10 protein-coding genes are annotated in these 20,924 nt (G+C 36.5%); 3 read left to right on the forward strand and 7 right to left on the reverse strand.

Annotation, left to right across the window (positions count from 1 at the left end; genetic code table 11):
* The first annotated feature begins 20 nt into the window (after window positions 1–20).
* Window positions 21–8,528, forward strand: coding sequence for a glycoside hydrolase family 94 protein (locus tag BJL90_RS08255; RefSeq protein ID WP_070966423.1), 8,508 nt, complete (start codon window positions 21–23; stop codon window positions 8,526–8,528).
* 154 nt (window positions 8,529–8,682) lie between these two features.
* Here the strand turns inward: BJL90_RS08255 and BJL90_RS08260 are convergent, their stop codons facing one another.
* From BJL90_RS08260 to BJL90_RS08280, 5 genes are all read right to left on the reverse strand, one after another.
* Complete coding sequence (locus BJL90_RS08260) at window positions 8,683–9,300, reverse strand: hypothetical protein (RefSeq protein ID WP_156778743.1); 618 nt, start codon at window positions 9,298–9,300, stop codon at window positions 8,683–8,685.
* 218 nt (window positions 9,301–9,518) lie between these two features.
* Window positions 9,519–11,492: a DUF6449 domain-containing protein gene (locus tag BJL90_RS08265; protein ID WP_070966426.1), complete on the reverse strand. Its 1,974-nt coding sequence runs from the start codon at window positions 11,490–11,492 to the stop codon at window positions 9,519–9,521.
* Window positions 11,467–12,366: an ABC transporter ATP-binding protein gene (locus BJL90_RS08270; protein WP_070966429.1), complete on the reverse strand. Its 900-nt coding sequence runs from the start codon at window positions 12,364–12,366 to the stop codon at window positions 11,467–11,469. The genes BJL90_RS08265 and BJL90_RS08270 overlap by 26 nt, the downstream gene beginning before the upstream one ends.
* A complete protein-coding gene (locus tag BJL90_RS08275) occupies window positions 12,363–12,746 on the reverse strand; it encodes a GntR family transcriptional regulator (RefSeq protein ID WP_070966432.1) in 384 nt (127 codons plus the stop codon). Before BJL90_RS08275 ends, BJL90_RS08270 begins: the two co-directional genes overlap by 4 nt.
* A 164-nt stretch (window positions 12,747–12,910) precedes the next feature.
* Window positions 12,911–14,464 (reverse strand): glycosyl hydrolase family 18 protein, encoded by a 1,554-nt coding sequence (locus BJL90_RS08280; RefSeq protein WP_070966434.1) that lies wholly within the window; start codon window positions 14,462–14,464, stop codon window positions 12,911–12,913.
* Window positions 14,465–14,669: 205 nt separating this feature from the next.
* On the opposite strand from BJL90_RS08280, the gene BJL90_RS08285 reads away from it, so the two are divergent.
* Together BJL90_RS08285 and BJL90_RS22750 are read left to right on the forward strand one after the other, a co-directional pair.
* Window positions 14,670–15,560, forward strand: coding sequence for a polysaccharide deacetylase family protein (locus BJL90_RS08285; RefSeq protein ID WP_070966437.1), 891 nt, complete (start codon window positions 14,670–14,672; stop codon window positions 15,558–15,560).
* A 296-nt stretch (window positions 15,561–15,856) separates the two neighbouring features.
* Window positions 15,857–18,784 carry a bifunctional diguanylate cyclase/phosphodiesterase gene (locus BJL90_RS22750; protein ID WP_070966440.1) on the forward strand — a complete coding sequence of 976 codons (2,928 nt, stop codon included), beginning with the start codon at window positions 15,857–15,859 and terminating at the stop codon, window positions 18,782–18,784.
* A 77-nt stretch (window positions 18,785–18,861) separates the two neighbouring features.
* Here the strand turns inward: BJL90_RS22750 and mtnA are convergent, their stop codons facing one another.
* Entirely contained in the window at window positions 18,862–19,938 is a 1,077-nt protein-coding gene (gene mtnA, locus BJL90_RS08295; protein WP_070966444.1) for an S-methyl-5-thioribose-1-phosphate isomerase, read from the reverse strand.
* 118 nt (window positions 19,939–20,056) lie between these two features.
* A complete protein-coding gene (locus BJL90_RS08300) occupies window positions 20,057–20,839 on the reverse strand; it encodes a ZIP family metal transporter (protein ID WP_070966447.1) in 783 nt (260 codons plus the stop codon).
* Window positions 20,840–20,924 lie beyond the last annotated feature (85 nt).

Consider the following 20,924-nt stretch of genomic DNA (forward strand, 5'->3'; position numbering starts at 1 on the left):
ATAAAGGAGATGAAATACATATGTTTCTTAATAAACACAATGGAAAAGGTGAAGATCATAAAGTTGTAGATCTAAAGGATATACTATTAACGCCAGAAGAACTAGAAAATCATGCGAAAAAAATTGCAAAAAATCATACTGTATTTCATGAGAGCAGGTCCTTAAAACATTTATTGAAGCGATTAGACCAAAATTTTGAAAGGATTACATTTATCTATAAAAGCTTTAATGAAGCTTTGAAACATAAACAAGACCTATCGCCTGCCTCTGAGTGGCTTCTTGATAACTTTTATAAAGTAGAGGAGCAGGTAAAGGAAGTAAGACAAAATTTATCGGAAGAAAAGTTTTTAAAGCTAGATACCTTAAATACTGGGTTTTTAGAGGGCTATCCAAGGGCCTATGCTATTGCTCTAGAATTGCTTTCCCATACGGAGGGGAAGCTGGAGGAAAGGACATTAATAAGTTTTATTGAATCCTATCAATCACAAAGGGTGTTAAAAATCGCCGAGATTTGGGCGATTTCCCTTATGATTCGATGTGCTTTGATGGAAAATATCAGAAGAATTTCTGAAAAAATATATACCCACCATATAGCATGGAGAAAAGCTGAAGAAGTTGCAGGATTATCAGAAGAGGAAATCTTGGTTGCGGTGAAGGAAAATATTCAGATGGATGAAAGAGTAAATGCTCCTTATGTCGAGCATTTACTAAGGGTGTTAAGAAGAGAAGGCGTGGAGGCGGGAGCAGTCATCACCTATTTAGAAAAGAAGTTAAAGGACTATAACACCTCTGTTAAAAGTTTGATTGAAGAAGAACATAGGGAACAGGCAGCAAAAAAAGTAGCCATAGGAAACTCCATTACCAGTCTAAATATTGTTGCAACCATAGATTGGAATGATATTTTTGAAAGCTTAAGTGTTGTAGAAAAAATTTTAAAGGAAGATGCTGCTGGGGTTTACCGCCAACTTGACTTTGACTCAAGGGATTATTATAGGAATCAGGTTGAAAAAATAGCAAAAAAGTTGAAGGAGCCGGAAACAAGAGTAGCTAGAAAGGCAGTGGAGTGTAGTCATGATGCTGATGAAACCTATGAGGGAGGTAAAAGAAAGCATGTTGGCTTTTATTTATTAGATAAAGGAAGAAAAACTTTATTCGAAAGCTTAGGTCATGCAGCAGTAAAGGATTCCTTTAAAAATAAGGAGCTTTCTACCTACTTACTACCCATAGCATTGATTACAATTTGCATTCTTTTAGGTACCATCCTGTATGGAAGACAATTTACTGCAGGGATAGGTTTAAGTATTTTGATAGGACTTATTGTTCTTATCCCTGCCAGTGATATTGCTGTTACTTTTACAAATTGGCTGTTAACCCATATGTTTCCTCCTACTTTTTTGCCTAGAATTGAATATAGAGAAGGAATCACAAAGGAAAATGCTACCCTTGTGGTGGTACCTACCCTTCTTCCTAATAAGGAAAGAGTAGAAGAGATCATGAAACAGATGGAGGTATTTTATCTTGCCAACAAAGAAAACTATCTTTACTTTGCTTTAGCAGGGGATTACAAAGATAGTGATAGAATGGATTTACCAGAAGATCAAGCAATTATTGATGCTGGTACCAAAGCAGCTGAAAAACTAAACCAAAAATATGGCAAAAATATTTTTTATTTTTTTCATAGGCAAAGACAATTTTGTGAAAAACAAAAAAAATGGATGGGATGGGAAAGAAAAAGAGGTGCTCTTGTTGAACTCAATGAACTGATTAAGGATTCAAAGGAGACTTCCTATAAGTTTATCTCAGGAAATATAGGAAACTTAAAGGACATCAAATATGTGATTACTATTGATGCAGATACCCAGTTACCTATAGACGCAGCAAAAAAACTTATTGGCATCGCCAGTCATCCTTTACATAAGCCCATCATTGATGAGGAAAAAGGCAGGGTTGTAGAAGGCTATGGCCTTGTACAGCCTAGAATAGGTGTTAATATCGAAAGTACAAATACATCTTTTTTTACTAAAATATTTGCAGGGCGGGGAGGAATAGATGTCTATACTGTGGCTAATTCTGATGTTTATCAGGATTTATTCGGAAGGGGAATTTTCACAGGTAAAGGGATTTATCATATTGATGTTTTCCATAAAGTTTTAGGGGAAGCCATCCCAGACCATACGATATTAAGTCATGATCTTTTAGAGGGGAGCTATGTGGGGACAGGTTTGGCTACTGATTTTGAGTTGATTGATAATTACCCATCCAAATATAATGCTTATGCCATGCGATTGCATCGATGGGTGCGGGGAGATTGGCAACTGATACGATGGTTATTTTCTAAGGTGAAAAATCGAAGAGGCGTAATTGTGAAAAACCCTCTTACCGCTTTGGCTAAATGGCAGATTTTAGATAACATGAGGAGAAGTCTTGTGCCGATAGCCTTAGTGCTGCTATTTGTTTTGGGCATGACGCTATTTCCTGGATCCCCAATTTTTTGGATAGGTCTGGGGTTGGTGACGATTGGCTTTCCTTTGGTGCTGAGTCTTTTTGATTATTTAAGGGAGCGACACTATAAAGCCATCAATGAGCGATTAGATGCTGACATCATCGTTGGACTAAGAGCCAGTGGGTACCAAGCTCTGCTAACATTTATCTTTTTGCCTTACCAAGCTTATATGATGGGGGATGCTATTCTTCGCACCCTATATCGTGTTTATATTTCTAAGGAAAACCTACTGGAATGGGTTACAGCGGCTGATGTAGAAAAAAATCTCCAAAAGGATCAGAGAAGTTTTATAAAAAGGATGCAAAGTGCTATCGTTATAGCAGTAATCGTTTTTTTTGCTATTCTATATCGTCAACCTTTGCATTTAATCTATGGGTTTCCTATAGTGATTCTATGGGGGATGGGACCCTGGATTGCTTTTCACATTAGTAAAGAAATAGAAAAAAAGGAAGAAATCCTAGAAGAAAAGGAGATACAGCAGTTGCGTAGGGTTGCAAGAAAAACCTGGGCTTACTACGAAGATTTTGCAGGAGAAGAAAATAATTATCTCCCTCCTGATAATTATCAGGTCTTTCCCCCAAATGAATTGGCCTATAGAACCTCTCCAACCAATATTGGCTTCCTCTTGATGGCTATCTTAGCTGCAAGAGATTTTGGTTATTTATCCACTGGGAAGATGATGGATAGTATTGAAAAAACCATCACTACTGTAGAAAAAATGGATACCTGGCGGGGGCATCTTTATAATTGGTATGATACAAGGACATTAGAAGTTTTAAGACCCTATTATATCTCTACTGTGGATAGTGGAAATTTCATCAGCTACTTAATTACAGTGAAGGAGGGGATAAAGGAATATTTAGAAAAGCCCTTGATCGATAAAAATATGCTGCAGGGTTTAGCGGATACACTTACTTTGATGGAAGATGAAACAACGATAGATCCATCTCTATTGAAGGAATTGCTAAAAAATGAAGAGATGAATTTAAGTGAATTTATAGACAAGATTGAAAATCTCCATCAAACCCAAGAAATAGGAGAATGCGGTTGGAAGCGAAGATTTGATGATATGGTGAATGATTTTAGCAAAGAATTAACCATGTTTTTTCCCTCTAAAGATTTATTAAATAGCAGACGAAGGCTATCAAATTTAGAGAATCTGTCCCTCTTAGGCTTAAAGGAGAACTATGAAAAAATTTTATCGAAAATAAAGAATAAGAAAGAAGATGAAGTTGTAAAAGAATTGATGGAAAAACTGCACTATGTAGACAGAAAAATTAACAAAGCCAATGCTTTAATAGAAAGAATTTCCAGCATGGTGACGGCAGCAGAATTTGTACATTTATATGACTTTAAGCGACATCTGTTCTCTATCGGCTATAATGTTGATGAAGAGAGACTTACCAACGCTTATTATGACTTATTAGCCTCAGAGGTGAGGACAACCAGCTATTTGGCCATAGCTAGAAGAGAAGTACCTAAAAAGCATTGGTTTAAGTTGGGAAGAGCTATGTCTATTATTGAAGGCTATAGAGGTCTGGTATCTTGGACAGGTACTATGTTTGAGTATTTTATGCCCTATTTGGTGATGAAAAACTATGAGAATACCCTGATGGAGGAGAGTTATGCCACTGCTATAAAAGCACAAAAACGCTATTGCCAGCAGAGAAAAGTTCCCTGGGGAATTTCAGAATCTGGTTACTATGCCTTTGATATGGCACTCAATTATCAGTATAAAGCCTTTGGTGTACCGGATTTAGGGTTAAAGCGAGGACTGTCAAAGGATATGGTCATCTCCCCCTACTCTACCTTTTTAGCACTGCCCTTTGCATCTAAGGAGGCGATGAAAAATATCCATGAGCTAACAAAAGAGGGATTAGAAGCAGAATATGGCTTTTATGAAGCGATGGACTATACCCCAAGAAAAGTAGCAGAGAATAAAGTCGGGGAGATTGTAAAAAGCTTTATGGCCCATCATCAAGGGATGATTTTTGCTTCTTTAGATAATTTTCTCAATAAAAATATTATGCAGGCAAGATTTCATCGAGATCCTGTTGTTCGAGCTGGAGAAATCCTATTACAGGAACGCATTCCTCTAAGAATGATTATTACGAAACAGTACAAAGAAGCGGTAGAGCCTTTGAAAAAGGAAGAGGGAAGCTATGAAAGAATGGTGGCAACTTATGGTATGCCAGAGAATGCTTTACCAAAATGCCACCTTCTCTCCAATGGTAGATACGCTGTGATGCTTACCAACATTGGAACAGGCTATAGTAAAATGGAAAAATTACAAATTACCAGATGGCGTGAAGATGCAATCCATGGAAAGGATGGCACACATATTTTTATCCGTCACCTGAACAGCGATAAAATATGGACCACAGCCATGGCACCTATTTCACAGGAACCAGATGCCTATAAGGTAAAATTTCTTCAAGATAAGGTAACATTTCTTCGTACGGATGAAGATATAGATACCTTTACAGAAATCGTTGTGTCCCCAGAGGATGATGTGGAAATTAGGAGAGTGACATTAACGAACCATGGAAATGAAACGGCTAATATAGAGGTTACCAGCTACTTTGAAACAGTAATGACTTATCAGGCAGCGGATGTTGCCCATCCTGCCTTTAGTAATCTTTTTGTTAGAACGGAAGTGTTGTCTGAACATGACACTTTAATCGCTTCTAGAAGACCTAGAGAACATGGACAAGAAACCAAATGGATTTTCCACACCATCACTGTTGATGGAGAAACCATGGGAGGGCTTGAATATGAGAGCAATAGAGGGGCTTTTATTGGCAGAGGTAGAAACGTTAGCAATGCTATTGGACTAAGACAACCTTTGAGCGGCACAGCAGGCATTGTTCTTGATCCTATTATGAGTCTAAGAAAAACCATAAAAGTACCAGCAGGGAAGGCAGTGACTATTTCCTTTAGCACTGGCATCCATGATACAAGAGAGGAAGTTATCAAACTAGCAAAAAAATATCGGGAGCATTCTTCCCAACAACGTTCTTTCCAATTAGCCATTACTAGAAGCCAAGTAGAAGCTAGTTATTCGAACTTAAAACCAGCGGAGATGAGGATTTATCAAGAAATGATTTCCTCCATCCTGTATCTGAATCCTATAAGAAGAAAATATGAAGATATTCTCAAGCGAAATACCAAAGCCCAATCTAGCCTCTGGGCCTATGGTATATCAGGGGATTTGCCGATTGTATTGGTATCGATAAAAAGTACAGAGGATATTGACGTTGTGGGGCAAGTGCTAAAAGCCCATGAATACTGGAGAATGAAGGGATTAAGTGTTGATCTTGTGGTCTTGAATGAAGATGAAAGCAACTACTTGCAGCCTTTACAACAACAAATTCACGATAGGGTTGCTGCAAGTCAAGGAAGGTATTTATTAGATCAGCCAGGAGGCATTTTTATAAGGAGTGCTGACATCATCCCAGAAGAAGACCAAGTCCTTCTCTATACAGTGGCAAGAGTCGTTATCAAGGCGGAAGCTGGTCCGCTGCATACACAGTTAGACAGTATAAAAGAGGAAAGTACAGAAAAAGCAATGAAAATCTTTACCAAAGAAAAACAACAATATTTAAGTAAGGAGGAGGTTTTAGACCTAGACTACTACAATGGCTATGGAGGCTTTAGTAAGGATGGAAGAGAGTATATAATTCGTCTCAAAGAAAACCTCTATACGCCGGCACCATGGATTAATGTTGTGGCCAATAAAAATTTTGGTTTTATTGTTTCTGAAAGAGGTTCTAGTTTTACCTGGGCAGAAAATAGTAGGGAAAATAAACTAACCCCTTGGTCCAATGATCCTGTAACAGATCCTTCGGGAGAAATTGTCTACCTTAGAGATGAGGAGACGGGAGAAGTTTGGTCAATAACGGCTTCTCCTATTAGGGAAAAGGAAAGCTATACCATCTCCCATGGCTTAGGTTATTCCACCTTCCGACATCATAGTCAAGGGATTTTACAGGAATTAACGATGTTTGTTCCGAAGGAAGACGCAATAAAAATCAATTTGATAAAATTAAAGAATAGCAGCAATAGCAATAGAAAGCTGACTTTAACCTATTATTTAAGGCCCGTGATGGGGGTCAGTGATCAAGTTACCCAACAGCACATTATTACAGAAAAAGGTGAAAACATAGATGCAATGTTGATACAAAACCCTTATAATTCTGATTTTCCTGGTAGGATAGCCTTTGCTGCTGCTTCGGAGAAAATAGATTCTTATACCTGTGATCGACAAGAATTTATAGGCTTTGAGGGAAGTTTAATCCATCCGGTTGCCCTTAAGCGGGAAGGCTTATCGAACAAAGCCGGTGCAGGCTATGATCCCTGTGTAGCCCTTCAGATAACAATCAATCTTTTGGCAAATACAGAAAGGGAAATCGTATTTTTATTTGGTCAAAGTGAAAATATTGAAAAAGTTAATCATATGGTTAAACAATATAAAAGTATCAACAATAGCAAGCAGGCCCTTGAGGAAGTAAAAGCCTACTGGTTACAATTGGTGGATACAATTCAGGTAAAAACCCCGGATCTATCTATGAATCTCATGTTAAACCAATGGCTATTGTATCAAACCATATCCTGCAGAATCTGGGCAAGGTCAGCATTTTATCAATCAGGAGGAGCCTATGGCTTTAGAGATCAGCTTCAGGATGCGATGAACATGGTATATCCTCTAGCAGAGGCCACCAGAGAGCAGATTTTACTCCACTGTGCCCATCAATTTGTGGAGGGAGATGTACAACACTGGTGGCATCCTGGGGCAGGTGATAAGGGCATACGAACACGCTTTTCTGATGATTTATTGTGGCTGCCCTTTGCCGTGGTAGAATATCTGCATAATACAGGAGACTACAGTATTTTGGAGGAAGAGGTACAATTTTTAGAAGAAGAACCTTTAAGAGAGCATGAGGATGAAAGATACGGAATTCCAAGAATTTCTGAAGAAAAAGCTCCTGTGTATGAACACTGTATCAGAGCTATTGAAAGAGGATTGCAGTTTGGAGAAAATGGTATACCTTTGATGGGTTCTGGTGATTGGAACGATGGCATGAATACAGTAGGAAACAAAGGAAAAGGTGAAAGCGTGTGGCTAGGCTGGTTTTTATATACCATCTTAAATGGATTTTCTGAAGTATGCAATAAGATGCAGGAGGAAGGAAGAAGTAAAAGATATAAAGATTTTGCCAAACAGATTGCTGAAGCGATAGAAAAAAATGCCTGGGACGGGGCATGGTATATTCGCGCCTTTTATGATGATGGAAGTCCGCTGGGTTCCTCACAAAATAGTGAATGTAAAATTGACTCGTTGGCGCAATCCTGGTCTATCATTTCTGAGGGGGGCAGAGAAGATCGAAGTAAAAGGGCCATGGAGGCTGTAGAACAGTACTTGATTAAACGGAACGAAGGATTAATCCTTCTTTTCACCCCGCCTTTCGATAAAAGTGAACAAAACCCTGGTTATATCAAAGGGTATGTTCCAGGAGTAAGGGAAAATGGCGGGCAATATACCCATGCAGCCACCTGGGTCATCAAAGCCTTTGCTATGGCTGGTGAAGGTGATAAGGCTTGGGAGCTTTTTAATCTCATTAATCCTATCAATCATACTAGAACTCACCTTGAGTGTGCTACTTATAAACTGGAGCCTTATGTCATGGCGGCAGATGTATATGCCGTCAGCCCTCATACAGGAAGAGGTGGATGGAGCTGGTACACAGGTGTTTCAGGATGGATGTATAAGGTGGGGGTAGAATCTATACTAGGTCTAAAAAAGAATGAAGATAAGCTTTTTATCGACCCTTGTATACCAAAGGATTGGCAGCAATATGAGATGCGTTACAGGTATAAAAGCACCTATTATCATATCATCGTAAAAAATCCTAACGCTGCAAATCATCAGGTGAAGAAAATGCAGCTAGATGGAACAGAAGTACAAGAAGGATATATTTCTCTGGTAGACGATCAAAAAACACATGAAGTCCAGGTAATACTATAAGTTAAAATGACCAAGATAGTTATCTTGGTCATTTTCTATGAGCATAGTTTCACAAGAAACAGATTTTATGCGAATTTTTTCTTTTAGGATTAAGACCCTCACCTCTAAGCGTTAGCGTAGGTGGGCTTTTCAAATCAGGTGGAGTTCACTCTACTTATATCTTATAATGCAGTACCATGAAGATATTACCACGGACTTCTCTAACTAATATAAAATGCTCAAACATTCCTTTGAGGGTAGTAATCATTTCGCCTTTTGAAAGCTTTAATTGAATTTCTCTTGGGATTTCATAAACATCTACATTTGCTTTATTCCAGTGCAGGTTTTGCAACTTAGAGGCTTGTATGTCATTAAGCAGTGCGAAGGGTATGGTTGCAAAAATATTGCCGCCAGAAACTTCATGAGCCTGCCAGAATTTATTGTGAAGGTCAAACACACCACTAAATTTTAAATCAGAAGTTCGCATCATAGCGAACCTTTCAAGGTAATCACCATCATAATAATTTTTTGTGGTAACAGGTTTATATAAAAAAACTTCCTCTGCGATTTTTTCAATGTTGATATTAATATGGTTGGTTATTGAGGAACTTTCCTTACGGCTCTTCATAGTTAATAAATATTTTTTGTAAGCTTCAGTTGCCTCTACTAATTCCTCTAATAAGCCTATTTCTGTGTCGGTATATGCATTTTCATCTAAAGTCTTTGCGATACTTTTAATTTTATAAAGTTCACTATGCAAATCAGCCACCATCCCTGACAATAATAAATTCATAATTCTATTATAGTATAGATTTAACAATAAAAAAATAAATTCTATGTCACAAATAAACATATTTTTTCATAATAGGATCATATGCGACATTTTTTCAAAAGAAAAAAGGGAGGGTTCATCATCCTATGAACGCATCCCTAACTTTTAAGAGAATTTTTATTAAATTCGGCTATGATTCAGGGAGAGTAAAAACTCCCCTGAATGAAGTTTCATCTTATCTACGGCGTATCTAATTGATTGAGATAGGCCCTTAAGGCATCAGAAGCAGGTATGGCTTGGGAGATGTATTCCATGTGATGGGCGTAACCTGAAGTGTTTTTAATGTAGAAGCCAACCCAGAGGGTTTCATCTCTTCCTGTTTCCTCTAAGTAGCTGCTGAGATTCAATAACTCTTCTATCACTTGAGGATCCTTTATCTCTACCCTTTTAGTACCTGAGGTTTCTCCTCTTTTTTCTAAAACAATGTAGTCTATATCCTCTGGCAAAAGCATGACACTTTGGTAGATACCTTCATCCTTCAGCCACTGAATGACAGAAGTGTAACTATTTCTAATGGCATAACCTATACGTCTTTCTTTATTATCTGTAATAAGGATTGTTGGAGCACCCTCTTTAGAGAAGGTTAATTCTTCAAAGGTAGATTTTTGTATCTCCCCTTGAAGAAGACCAACCAGTTCTTGTATCTTGACAGAGTCTGCCAGAATAACGGATTGCTTTGGAGAACGATGGTCTACAACCTCCATCAGTTTGATAGCATCGGGATTTTGCACAACAATAGGAAATCTCCTTTGTTTATATTCCACAGATTCATAAATAGGTTTCAGTAAGGAGGCATATTCTTTTTCATTCAATATATACTCTCGCACTAAATGTTTATCATTTTTCAAAGTATAAACGATATATTGAGATCTACCAGATATAGGACGGGGAGATTGTGCCAATGCTTCGTGAAGCTTCATAACATTTTCTATATTTTCCTCCTCCACAAAAAAGTAATTGTTAAAATACAAGGAATCCTCTATATCGGCTTCTTCTTCAAAGCGATTCCAACTATAGATGTAATTATTAAAATAGACTTTTTCAACTTCTTCGATATCTGGTATACGACCTACATAGCCGATAACATCCATTTTAAGTCCTGTAAGCATCAGCAATAACAGAAATGCATAGGCTAAATAGCCTCTATAGGCAGACCAGACTCTAAAGGATTTTTGTAAAAGCATTTCGGCAATGATATAACCCAAAAGAGAGCTAAATAGGTATCCAAAGACAATGGTAGCGAAGGAATCTCCTAAGATACTTGAAAAATAAATTCCTCCCAATAACATGCTGCATACAGTTACACCATATTTGAAGATAGGCTGTATTGGTGTGAAGGCGATGACATCACTTGCTACTTCTATGTTTCTTATTTTATATACACAGTATGCAGCGATGAAAAATACCACCATCAGGACGGTATAGCTTAACAGCAGGTTTGTCGGCAGAAGGCCATCATCTATTCTGTTATTTAATAATGTAAGCATAGGGAGGTGATCTAAGGCAGATTCATAAAGTCTAGTATATGTATAACCATGAAGTAATTGTTCCATATTGTAGCGGTATAACATATAAATCCCTGCCGGCAGCATATGTAGAATATAGGTAAAAGCCATCTGGGCAATGGAGTTTCCTGTAAACATACCTACAAAAACTGCAATACTAAAAAATAAGCTATTGAAAAATAACGTATAGCCGAACCACCGTAAGATATCGATAAAAGAATAATATTCTCCCAAAATGGTGATAGTTTGAAGGATCATCAATATAAAAGCAATGATTACTACAGGAAGTACCATCAGCAGTAAGCCAGCGGTACTATGACTAGCATACAGGGTTTTTCTATTAAAAGGCAAACTATGAATCATGGCAGCTGCGTTGGGTTTTTGCATATATCGGAAAACTAACACAGCTAGTAACACTGGCACCACAAAGGTTAATAAAATTTGAAGACTATTTTGATGGTGAAATAGGTCAAGAGAATTTTTAATTTGATTTCTAACCCATTCATGTTCAACAGCATTTTTTAACATCATTTGTTTTAAGGGCAACATAAAAAATAATAGTAGTCCATATAGGGCGCTTGCCCACCAAAAACGTTTAAAATCACTTAAGAGTAAACCTTTTTTAAATAAGGATGTTTTGGATGTCATAGCCCATTCCTCCTAACTCATAGATAAAAATTTCCTCCAGTGTTAGTGGCAGAACGTCTAGTATAACAGGATTTTCTTTTTTTATAATAGAGAGCAATTGTTCTTTATCTCCCTTTACAATCAATAGTAGGATACTACCACTTTCTGAGCGGTGTAGCACTTGAAGTTCTTCTAAAAATCCATTAGGAACTTCTCCTGAAAAGGCTACCTGTAATTTATGAATATCTGATTTCATATTATCAAGTTCCCTTTCTACCACGATTTTTCCATGATGAAGGATACCTACATGATCACATACGTCTTCTAGTTCCCGTAAATTATGGGAGGAGACTAAAATGGTTGTTTGACGTTCTACTACATCCTGCAGCATAAGATTCCATACTTTTTTACGCATAACAGGATCTAATCCGTCTACAGGTTCGTCTAAAATCATCACTTTAGGCATAATGCATATACCCAGCCAAAAAGCCACCTGCTTTTGCATACCCTTAGATAATTTAGTAATTCTCTTTTTGACATCAATAGGAAATACCTGTTTTAAAGCTATGTAGCGTTCTTGATTCCATGTGGGATAAAGATCCCTGTAAAATCTTGCTGCTTCTTCAATACTATACTGTGAAAAAAAGTATAAGTCATCGGAGATATACACCATAGAAGACTTTATTTTGGGGTTTTCGTAGACAGGTTCCCCCCCTATTGTAACAGTTCCGCTATCTTGTCGATAGATACCGATAAGATGCTTAATTAAGGTGGTTTTTCCAGCCCCATTAGGGCCAAGTAGACCATATACCGATGCTTCCTTTACATGAATATTTAGTTCATCCAAAGCTTTAAACGTACCAAAAGATTTACTTAATTGATTAACTTCAATCATTCAATGGAACCCCCTTCTTTTTTATAAATATTATCGATGTAAAGCATGAGTTGTTTTTTAGATACATTCATATACATGAGCTCTGCAACAATTTTTTCAAGTTCTTTGGTAAGTTCCTCTTGTCGGGCAGGGTTAATGGCGTGTTCTAAAGGAGCAACGAAATTTCCTTTGCCGCGAAGGGAATAAATAAATCCTTCTGTTTCCAAATCCTTATAGGCCTTCTGTATGGTATTAGGATTAATAGTAAGATCTTGAGCCAGTTCACGGACTGAAGGTATTTTTTCATCCGCCTTTAGCACCCCTTGGATAATCAGAAGCTTGAGTTTTTCTTTAATCTGCTCATATAAAGGTCTGCGATCTCTAAAATCTAGCTGAATCATAGGCACCTCCTAACTGTATTAATACACATAATACACTTAATACAGTTATATAATATAGGATAAGGAAATGAATGTCAATATAAATTTAAGAATTAAATTAAAATATAGTTTTTCTTTAGAAGATTAAATAAAAAAGAAGCCTATGGCTAGGCTTCTCTATAAGGCTAAAATTTTAGATCATCATAGTTTTTATTTTTTTTCACTACTTCTTCTAAAGCAGGCCAAACATCTTCTTTTTCAAAATCTTTTCTCCAAGCAGCAAAGCCTGCCAATTGATATTTTTCAATAAGGGAGGCCTTAAGGGCAAGAGATCTTTGGTCCTCTAGCCAAACTTTGTAGGTTTTGTCCTCTTTTTCATATTGACTATAATATTGTCCAGCAGCAGCATCCCACTGTATAGCAGCGTTGTTTTCCTCAAGAATAGAAGTTATAGCATCCATTCCAAAGGCTCTGGAAGAGACTTTGATACTGCCATCCGGTTGTTTTTCCTCCTCCCATAGTCTTGTGTAGAAGGGGAGACCCAATAGAATTTTCTCAGGAGGTATAGACTCTAATGTTGCCTGGACCCCCTTTTCTACCCAGCCGATAGATGCCACAGAACCACTTTTAGGACTGGAACCCCAATGTTCATCGTAGGTCATGACTGCTACGTAGTCTACAATCCCTCCAAGTTTTTCTCGATCATACACCTTTGACCAATTTAAACTGGTAGAAGGTATGGTAACATCGATGGAAACCGTTAAGTTTGATTGATGAAGTTTTTCTGTCAGTTTTCTTACAAACTCAGTAAAAGCATCTTGATCTTCATAATGAATATTTTCAAAATCAATATTAATGCCATCTAAGTGATAAAGAGAGCTGTACAATACCATTTGTCGTATAAAGTTATCCTGTGCGTTTATATCGGACAAAAATTCACTGGTAAGGTTAGGATCAAAATCATTGGTAACTAATCCCCATACCTGATAGCCCTTGTTATGGGCATCTTTTACATAGGATAAAACGCTGTTGCTTTCTACGGTGCCATCGTTTTTTGATAGCTTAAACCAAGTAGGCGATACGATATCCAAGGCAGGAATTTTTTCTTCCTCCCTTCGATCACGGGTAATTTGATAAACATAATCCCACACAAGACCAATTTTGGCTGTCGGATGCGATTTTGTTTCAACAGGAGGATAGACAATAAAATCATCAGGTTCCGTAGGATGAATCACAATGCGATGATTATCGCTAAAATACTGCACCTCAAATCCCATAAGGGGAGCCATTGTCTCTATAGGTAAGTAATAGATATTCTCTACTTTCTTTAATAAGAAATTTAAGAAGATAGGCTTGTCCTTCATAAATTCATCTAATATTGGCTTCTCATAGCTGTAGCGACTTTGGGGAATTTCGAAATAAGCTCTGCTGTTTTCTTTGTCTACTAGGATAGAGGAGGCTATGTGACTTTTTATAAAATCAATGTCTAAATATAGCACATCCTTATCAACAAAGATATTCCCTTCAAATTCTTTATCAGCTATAATAATATTACTGACATTTTGATGTCGGGTATTGTCAGCAAAGCTAAAATTAATGCTGTTGGCAAAAGCAGTAATCTGTCGAAAAATACCAGAGTGATACAAGTAAAAGATTGAACCAAGAGCAATGGACAAACATAGTAGCAGAGATACTATTTTCATCTTTTTTCTTTTTTGTTTTTTTATTGCTGTTCTCAAAATCTAATCCCCCCAAATCCTGTAATGTATCTTTATTATACACGAAGGAAGGGATAGGATAAAGACAATAAAAATTTTTAAATGTTTAAAGAAGCTGCAACCAACAACATACAAGAACATTTAAATCTTGGAGGAGGAGATTATTTTTATGATGCGATAGATTATATAAATGTAAAAAAAATTTTATGATACGAGGGGGACCAGCATGATGTCGAGAAAAATCATTGCCATTTTATTTATCTACATTACACTGACTACAGTACCTATCTATGCAACAAAAGCCGAATCTGAGGCGGAATCTTCTTTACCTTATCATCAGCAGCAATATGAAGAGGCTATGGAGGAAAAGGAAAAAAGTATTCGATTTTTTGATTTGTCTCATGGGGAGGCAGAAAAAATACCTGTTTTACTGTACCATCACCTTTTAATGGAAGAGGAAAATCCTTATGAAAATAACTCAGCTGTTATATCAGTAGAGGCCTTTGAAGAACAAATGGCATACTTACATAAATATGGATTTAACACCATTACCTTAATGGAGTTAGAAAAATTTTTAGCAGGAGAAATGGAAGTACCTAAAAGATCTGTAGTGATTACTTTTGACGATGGGTATTCTAGTAATTACCATTATGCCTATCCTATATTAAAAAAGTATAATTTTGATGCCAGTATTTTTTTAATTACCCACAGTATAAAGGAAGTATCGGAGCCCTTTACTCCAGCTAAAACTACTCCTTTAGGTTGGGATCAAATTGTAGATGGCATGGATATATTTGAATATGCAAACCATACCCATGATTTGCATCGAGAAGACAAAGAAGGACGCTATTATTTATCAATACAACCCTATGAGGTGATTAAAGAGGATTTAGCTTTAAACAAAGCAATCACTAAAAGTGACTATTTCGCTTATCCTTATGGCAAATATAATGAATTAACCTTAGAAATTTTAGAAGAACTAGGCTATAAAATGGCTTTTGGTACAAGGACAGGCTATGTAAAAAGAGGAGACGATTTGATGGACTTAAGACGATTTGGGATTTATCCTACTACAAGTATGTTAAATTTTAGGAAAATTATTCATGGTATTGCCTAGTAGTTGCATGCCAGTTGATTAAATGAATATTGTGGGTAAACTGAAAATACTCTTAACGGGATAGAAAAAATTCCCATTTTGTTAAGAGTATTTTTTCGTTTAATGGGTATAAGAATCAAATAACTACAGTTCTGGGATTTTCTAGCTGTTTTAAACCGAATCTTTCTAACAATATGATTTAGGTACAACAAAATGTTTTACTGATAAAATGAAAAAAATAATAAATTGAAGGAGTTTGCATGATGATGGTCACGTCGCTTGTATAGTACATTTTGATTGGTGTGGAGGGAGGGACTATGGTTAAAAAAAGATTGACTGAAGAAAAAAGCTTAGTAAATACATATAAGTTAATTATCAAGCCTTTAATGATCACTTTAGCAGTTATTTTAGGGGTGAGCAGTGTAACCTTTTATTCCAGTAAAAATTTTTTACTACGCCAAATAAAGCAAGAGGGATTAAATCTTTCCAGACAAGCCACTAGACAAATAACAGATAATTATGCTTCTTTAGAAGTCATTAATGAAATGCTTGAAAATAAAATAGAGATAGCTGCAAAAACTGTAATGAGAAATGAAGATAGACTAAACAGTGAATTTTTAACCCAATTAGCAGAAGAGCTAGATGTAGATGAGCTGCACTGGTTTAGCAAGGAAGGAGAAATTTTGTATTCAACGATTGAAGGATACTTAGGATGGCAGCCTTTTCAAGGACACCCTTTATACGACTTTTTAACAAGTCATGAGATAGTGTTGATGGAAGATATAAGGCCAGATGCAGAGTTTGGGGTCTTTGTTAAATATGGGGCTGTAAGAAATTTAGCCGGAAATTTTGTTCAAGTAGGGATTCTAGCAGATAAGATTCAAGATCTAACAGAAAGATTTAGTTATGAAAAGCTTGTAGAAGAATTAAACCAAGAGGAAAACATTATTTATGCCCTCATGCTAGATACAGATTTACAAACTATTGCCTATAGTGGTAAAGACCCCTTTGGTATTAATACAAGCACTATAGAAAATAAAAAAATGGTATTAGAAGGAAAGACCTATGGCATAGAGCGATATGATTCCCAAGAAGGTATAATGGTTTATCATGTTATTATGCCTGTTAGGATAGGTGAAGAAATCATTGGGGCTGTTGCTTTAGGGTTTTCCATGAAGGAGGTCTATGACGCTATTTATAAAATTTTTATAACCTCTCTTATGATTGTTATGTTGATGTGCATTATATTTTTCTGGGTACAGCATACCAATATCATTAGACCAGTAAAGAAACTAAACAAGAACATCCATCAGATAAATTTGAAAAAGGATATCAGATATCGACTGCCATTAATGAAAGAAGATACATTTTGGGGCTTATCTTGTTCAATTAATAAAATACTAGATGAAATAGCCATCTATTTTGAAAGACTTAAGGAAAATGAGAGAGAATTAAAAGACATGAATGAGGAGATGTCAGCTGCTTTTCAACAATTGACTGCATCAGATGAAGAATTGAGGGCCCAATACAATGAAATACAAAACTATACAGAGAAGCTGGAAAATTTAAAGCAAAAATACGAAATTGCTATTAAGGGTACCAATAGTGCGGTGTGGGAAATAAACCTAGAAGATAAAAAGCTATATCTTTCTCATGAATTTGAAAATATTGTAGATATAGATTTTGAAAATAGAGAAAGTGCTTATGCAGTATTGGAGGAATTAGTGCTTCCAGAAGATAAGGGAACGCTACTGGAGGAGTATAATCGTTATACGAGAGGTGAAAAAGAAGGAATTTATCACCAAGTACGCATAAAAGATAAAATGGGAAAAATAAAGTGGTTATTGATCAGTGGGAAAGGAATTTCAGATGGGGAAGGAAATTTAAAGCTTATCAATGGTATTGTTTTTGATATTACAAAACTAAAAGAGCAAGAGGTGTATATAGAACATCTTGCCAGTCATGACGCTTTAACGGGGCTGCCTAATAGAAGGGCTTTTATGAAAAGGCTTAAAAGAGAAATAGACAATGGAAAACAAGGGGCTGTTATGCTTTTAGATCTCGATAATTTTAAAGAAATTAACGATACATTAGGACATGTGTATGGAGATAAGGTGTTGAAGGAAGTAGCTCTACGGTTTGAAACGCTTGAGGATATAGGGAATGAAAAAATGCTCGTATCAAGGATCGGCGGTGATGAGTTTCTTATCCTTACTAGTGATGAAAAAAAAGCAAGCACGGTTGAGGAATATGTTCAAAAAATATTAGACTTATTTAAAAAATCCTTTATCATTAAAAATGTTGAAATATCTATAAACTTTAGTATGGGTATTACCCGTTATCCTGAGGATAGCAAAAATGCCAATCAATTGATTATGAATGCAGATACAGCAATGTATAGAGTAAAGCATTCTGGAAAAAACAATTATATGTTTTTTGATACTGAGATGCTAAAAAAACTAAAGGAAAAGGTTGAAATAGAAAATGTTTTAAGGGAAGCACTGAAAACAGAAGGGTTCAAGCTCTTGTATCAACCACAAATCCATGTAAAGACAGGGTGGATGATAGGTTGTGAAGCGCTTCTTAGGCTTAAGGATTCACCTATATCTCCAGCCACATTTATACCAGTAGCGGAAGAGACAGGACTAATCATGGAAATAGGAAAATGGATAACGAAAGAGGTCATTTTACAGGTTGCAGCATGGAAGGAAAAAGGCTTGGATTTAAAGCCCATAGCCATTAATTTTTCTGCAAAACAACTAAATGATAAAGAATATCTTGCATTTCTTGAAAAAACTTTAAAAGAGAAGGGTGTAGAACCTCAATATATAGAAATAGAAATAACAGAAAGTATACTATTAGAAAGGACAGAAAGTACGATAGCTTTTTTGAATCAGCTTAAAAATATAGGGGTTAAAATTGCTTTGGATGATTTTGGAACAGGTTATTCTTCTCTTAGTTATTTAACCTTTATACCAGTAGATAAAATAAAACTAGACAAATCCTTAAATGATAAGTTTTTAGAAATAGATAATATGAAGGTCATGAACAGTTTAATTTCTCTCGCCCATAGTTTAGGCCTGGAGGTAATTGCAGAAGGCATAGAAGAAGAGGCGCAATATGTAAGGTTGAAGACTGGAGGCTGTGATTATATTCAAGGTTATCTTTTTAGCAAACCACTGACAATAGAGGAGATAGAAAAAATCTACAACCATAATTTTTTAAAAGATGTAAACAAATCATAAATGTTGCCTTTCCATTGGATAGCTAAAAAATCCCCTCCTCTTTATGCTATAAAAAAGGGGATTTTTTTAAAAAATTTTTAAGATCGAAAAATAGCAGCTAAGTTTTCTACATAGGGTGGATAAATGATACCTTTTTCAGTAATAATGGCTGTGATTAAATTGCAGTCCGTTACATCAAAAGCAGGATTATAGGTTTTTACATCTTTTGGAGCCATGGGCTTAACATACCACTTTGAGGTGACTTCTTCGTCGGGCCTCAACTCAATATGAATGTCTTCACCGGTCTTGCAGTCCATATCAATGGTGGACATAGGTGCACATACATAGAAGGGGATGCCATAATATTTTGCTAGAATAGCTACACCAGATGTACCAATTTTGTTGGCAGCATCACCATTAGCTGCTACTCTGTCGCAGCCTACTAAAACGGCTTGAATTTTTCCTTCCTGCATAACAATGGAGGCCATATTATCACAAATAAGGGTTACATCTACGCCAGCTTCTTTGAGTTCCCATGCTGTGAGCCTTGCTCCTTGAAGTAATGGTCTTGTTTCATCTGCATAAACCTTAAGGTTATAGTTTTCAGCTTCACCTAGATAGATCGGTGCCAGTGCTGTACCATACTTAGAAGTAGCAATGGTACCAGCATTGCAGTGGGTAAGAATCCCCCAATTGGGTTTTAAAAGGGATAGACCGTACTTTCCTATGGCTGCACAGACAGCCTCATCTTCTTGCCTTATTTTTTCGGCTTCATCCTTTAATGCAGTTTTTATCTCTTGTGGGGGTTTACCAACCTCTTTTTTAAACCGGTCTTCCATCCTATTTAATGCCCAAAAAAGATTTACAGCTGTGGGTCTAGAGGATGCTAGGTATTCTTTGATTTTTTTGAAATCTGTATATAAATCTTCATAAGTTTTTGCTGTGGAGGCCTTTGTGCCAAGATAAATTCCAAAAGCGGCAGCGATTCCAATAGCAGGTGCACCCCTTACTTTTAGTTCATAAATAGCCTCCCATAAATCCTTCATCTCTTTAATTTTTAGAAATTTTTTTTCAGCAGGAAGAAGGGTTTGGTCCAAAAGTACCAAAGCATCTTCATCATCTTTTAATATGACTGATTGAACAATAGCAGACTCTATGATATCCCTTTTCTTCATAAGTTTCCCTCCTATTAAGATTTTTCTTTATGTGTTTTTTAGATACTTTATTATCACTAATTACACAGATGGAATATTCATAATTATATCATATCTTTTTTATACAAAATAAAATTAATTAACCTAAGGCAATATCTAAAAACATCATTAAAACAAATCCTATCAAAAGTCCATAAGTTGCATACCTCTCATAGCCATGTTTTTGTGTTTCAGGAATAATTTCGTCACAAATCACGTACAGCATAGCACCAGCAGCAAAAGTGAGGGCATAGGGAAGAATAGGTTGTATTATATGCACCAAACCAACGCCGATCACGCCACCTATGGGTTCTACTAAGCCGGTGGCAAGGGCAATAAAAAAAGCTTTTGTGGTGCTATATTTTTCGCGGATCAACGCCAAAGCAACTGCCAGGCCTTCAGGAATATTTTGCAGACCGATGGCAATAGCAATAGCTAAGCCATTTCCAACGTTGCCGTTACCAAAACCAACTCCTACTGCTAAACCTTCGGGGAAATTATGAAGGGTTATAGCAATGACAAAAAGCCATACCCTTGTTAAATTATTCTTTTCTCCTTTTTTTCCAAGCTTTAAGACATGGCTATGGGGAGCAAAATGATCCATTAAATCCAGAAAGATTCCTCCAGCTAAGATGCCTACAACAGCTATACCGGCCCCGTGAATTCCTTCGCCGGCGTACTCTATAGCAGGAACAATTAAGCTAAAGGATGTTGCTGCTAGCATAACACCTGCAGCAAATCCCAACATGGTATCCAACGTCCTATGGGAGACATTTTTCGTAAAAAAAATTGGTAGCGCTCCTACCCCTGTACATAAGCCTGCAGCCAAGCTGGCAATTAATCCAATATAAATAATATTATACTGTGACAAATAATCAACCAAAAAAGTACACCTCCTATGATCTTTTCTAAAATATACACCTAGAATTATTTTATGAAGAAAGAATAAAATAGGTGACAGCATCTAT

The sequence above is a fragment of the Clostridium formicaceticum genome (genome assembly GCF_001854185.1).
Lineage (GTDB): Bacteria > Bacillota > Clostridia > Peptostreptococcales > Natronincolaceae > Andreesenella > Andreesenella formicacetica.

What these genes read in the sequence shown, in the direction of transcription:
- BJL90_RS08285 (WP_070966437.1), top strand. Translation starts at nt 14,670, where the DNA reads ATGATGTCGAGAAAAATCATTGCCATTTTATTTATCTACATTACACTG.
- BJL90_RS08260 (WP_156778743.1), bottom strand. Translation starts at nt 9,300, where the DNA reads ATGAATTTATTATTGTCAGGGATGGTGGCTGATTTGCATAGTGAACTT.
- BJL90_RS08255 (WP_070966423.1), top strand. Translation starts at nt 21, where the DNA reads ATGTTTCTTAATAAACACAATGGAAAAGGTGAAGATCATAAAGTTGTA.
- BJL90_RS22750 (WP_070966440.1), top strand. Translation starts at nt 15,857, where the DNA reads ATGGTTAAAAAAAGATTGACTGAAGAAAAAAGCTTAGTAAATACATAT.
- BJL90_RS08265 (WP_070966426.1), bottom strand. Translation starts at nt 11,492, where the DNA reads ATGACATCCAAAACATCCTTATTTAAAAAAGGTTTACTCTTAAGTGAT.
- mtnA (WP_070966444.1), bottom strand. Translation starts at nt 19,938, where the DNA reads ATGAAGAAAAGGGATATCATAGAGTCTGCTATTGTTCAATCAGTCATA.
- BJL90_RS08270 (WP_070966429.1), bottom strand. Translation starts at nt 12,366, where the DNA reads ATGATTGAAGTTAATCAATTAAGTAAATCTTTTGGTACGTTTAAAGCT.
- BJL90_RS08275 (WP_070966432.1), bottom strand. Translation starts at nt 12,746, where the DNA reads ATGATTCAGCTAGATTTTAGAGATCGCAGACCTTTATATGAGCAGATT.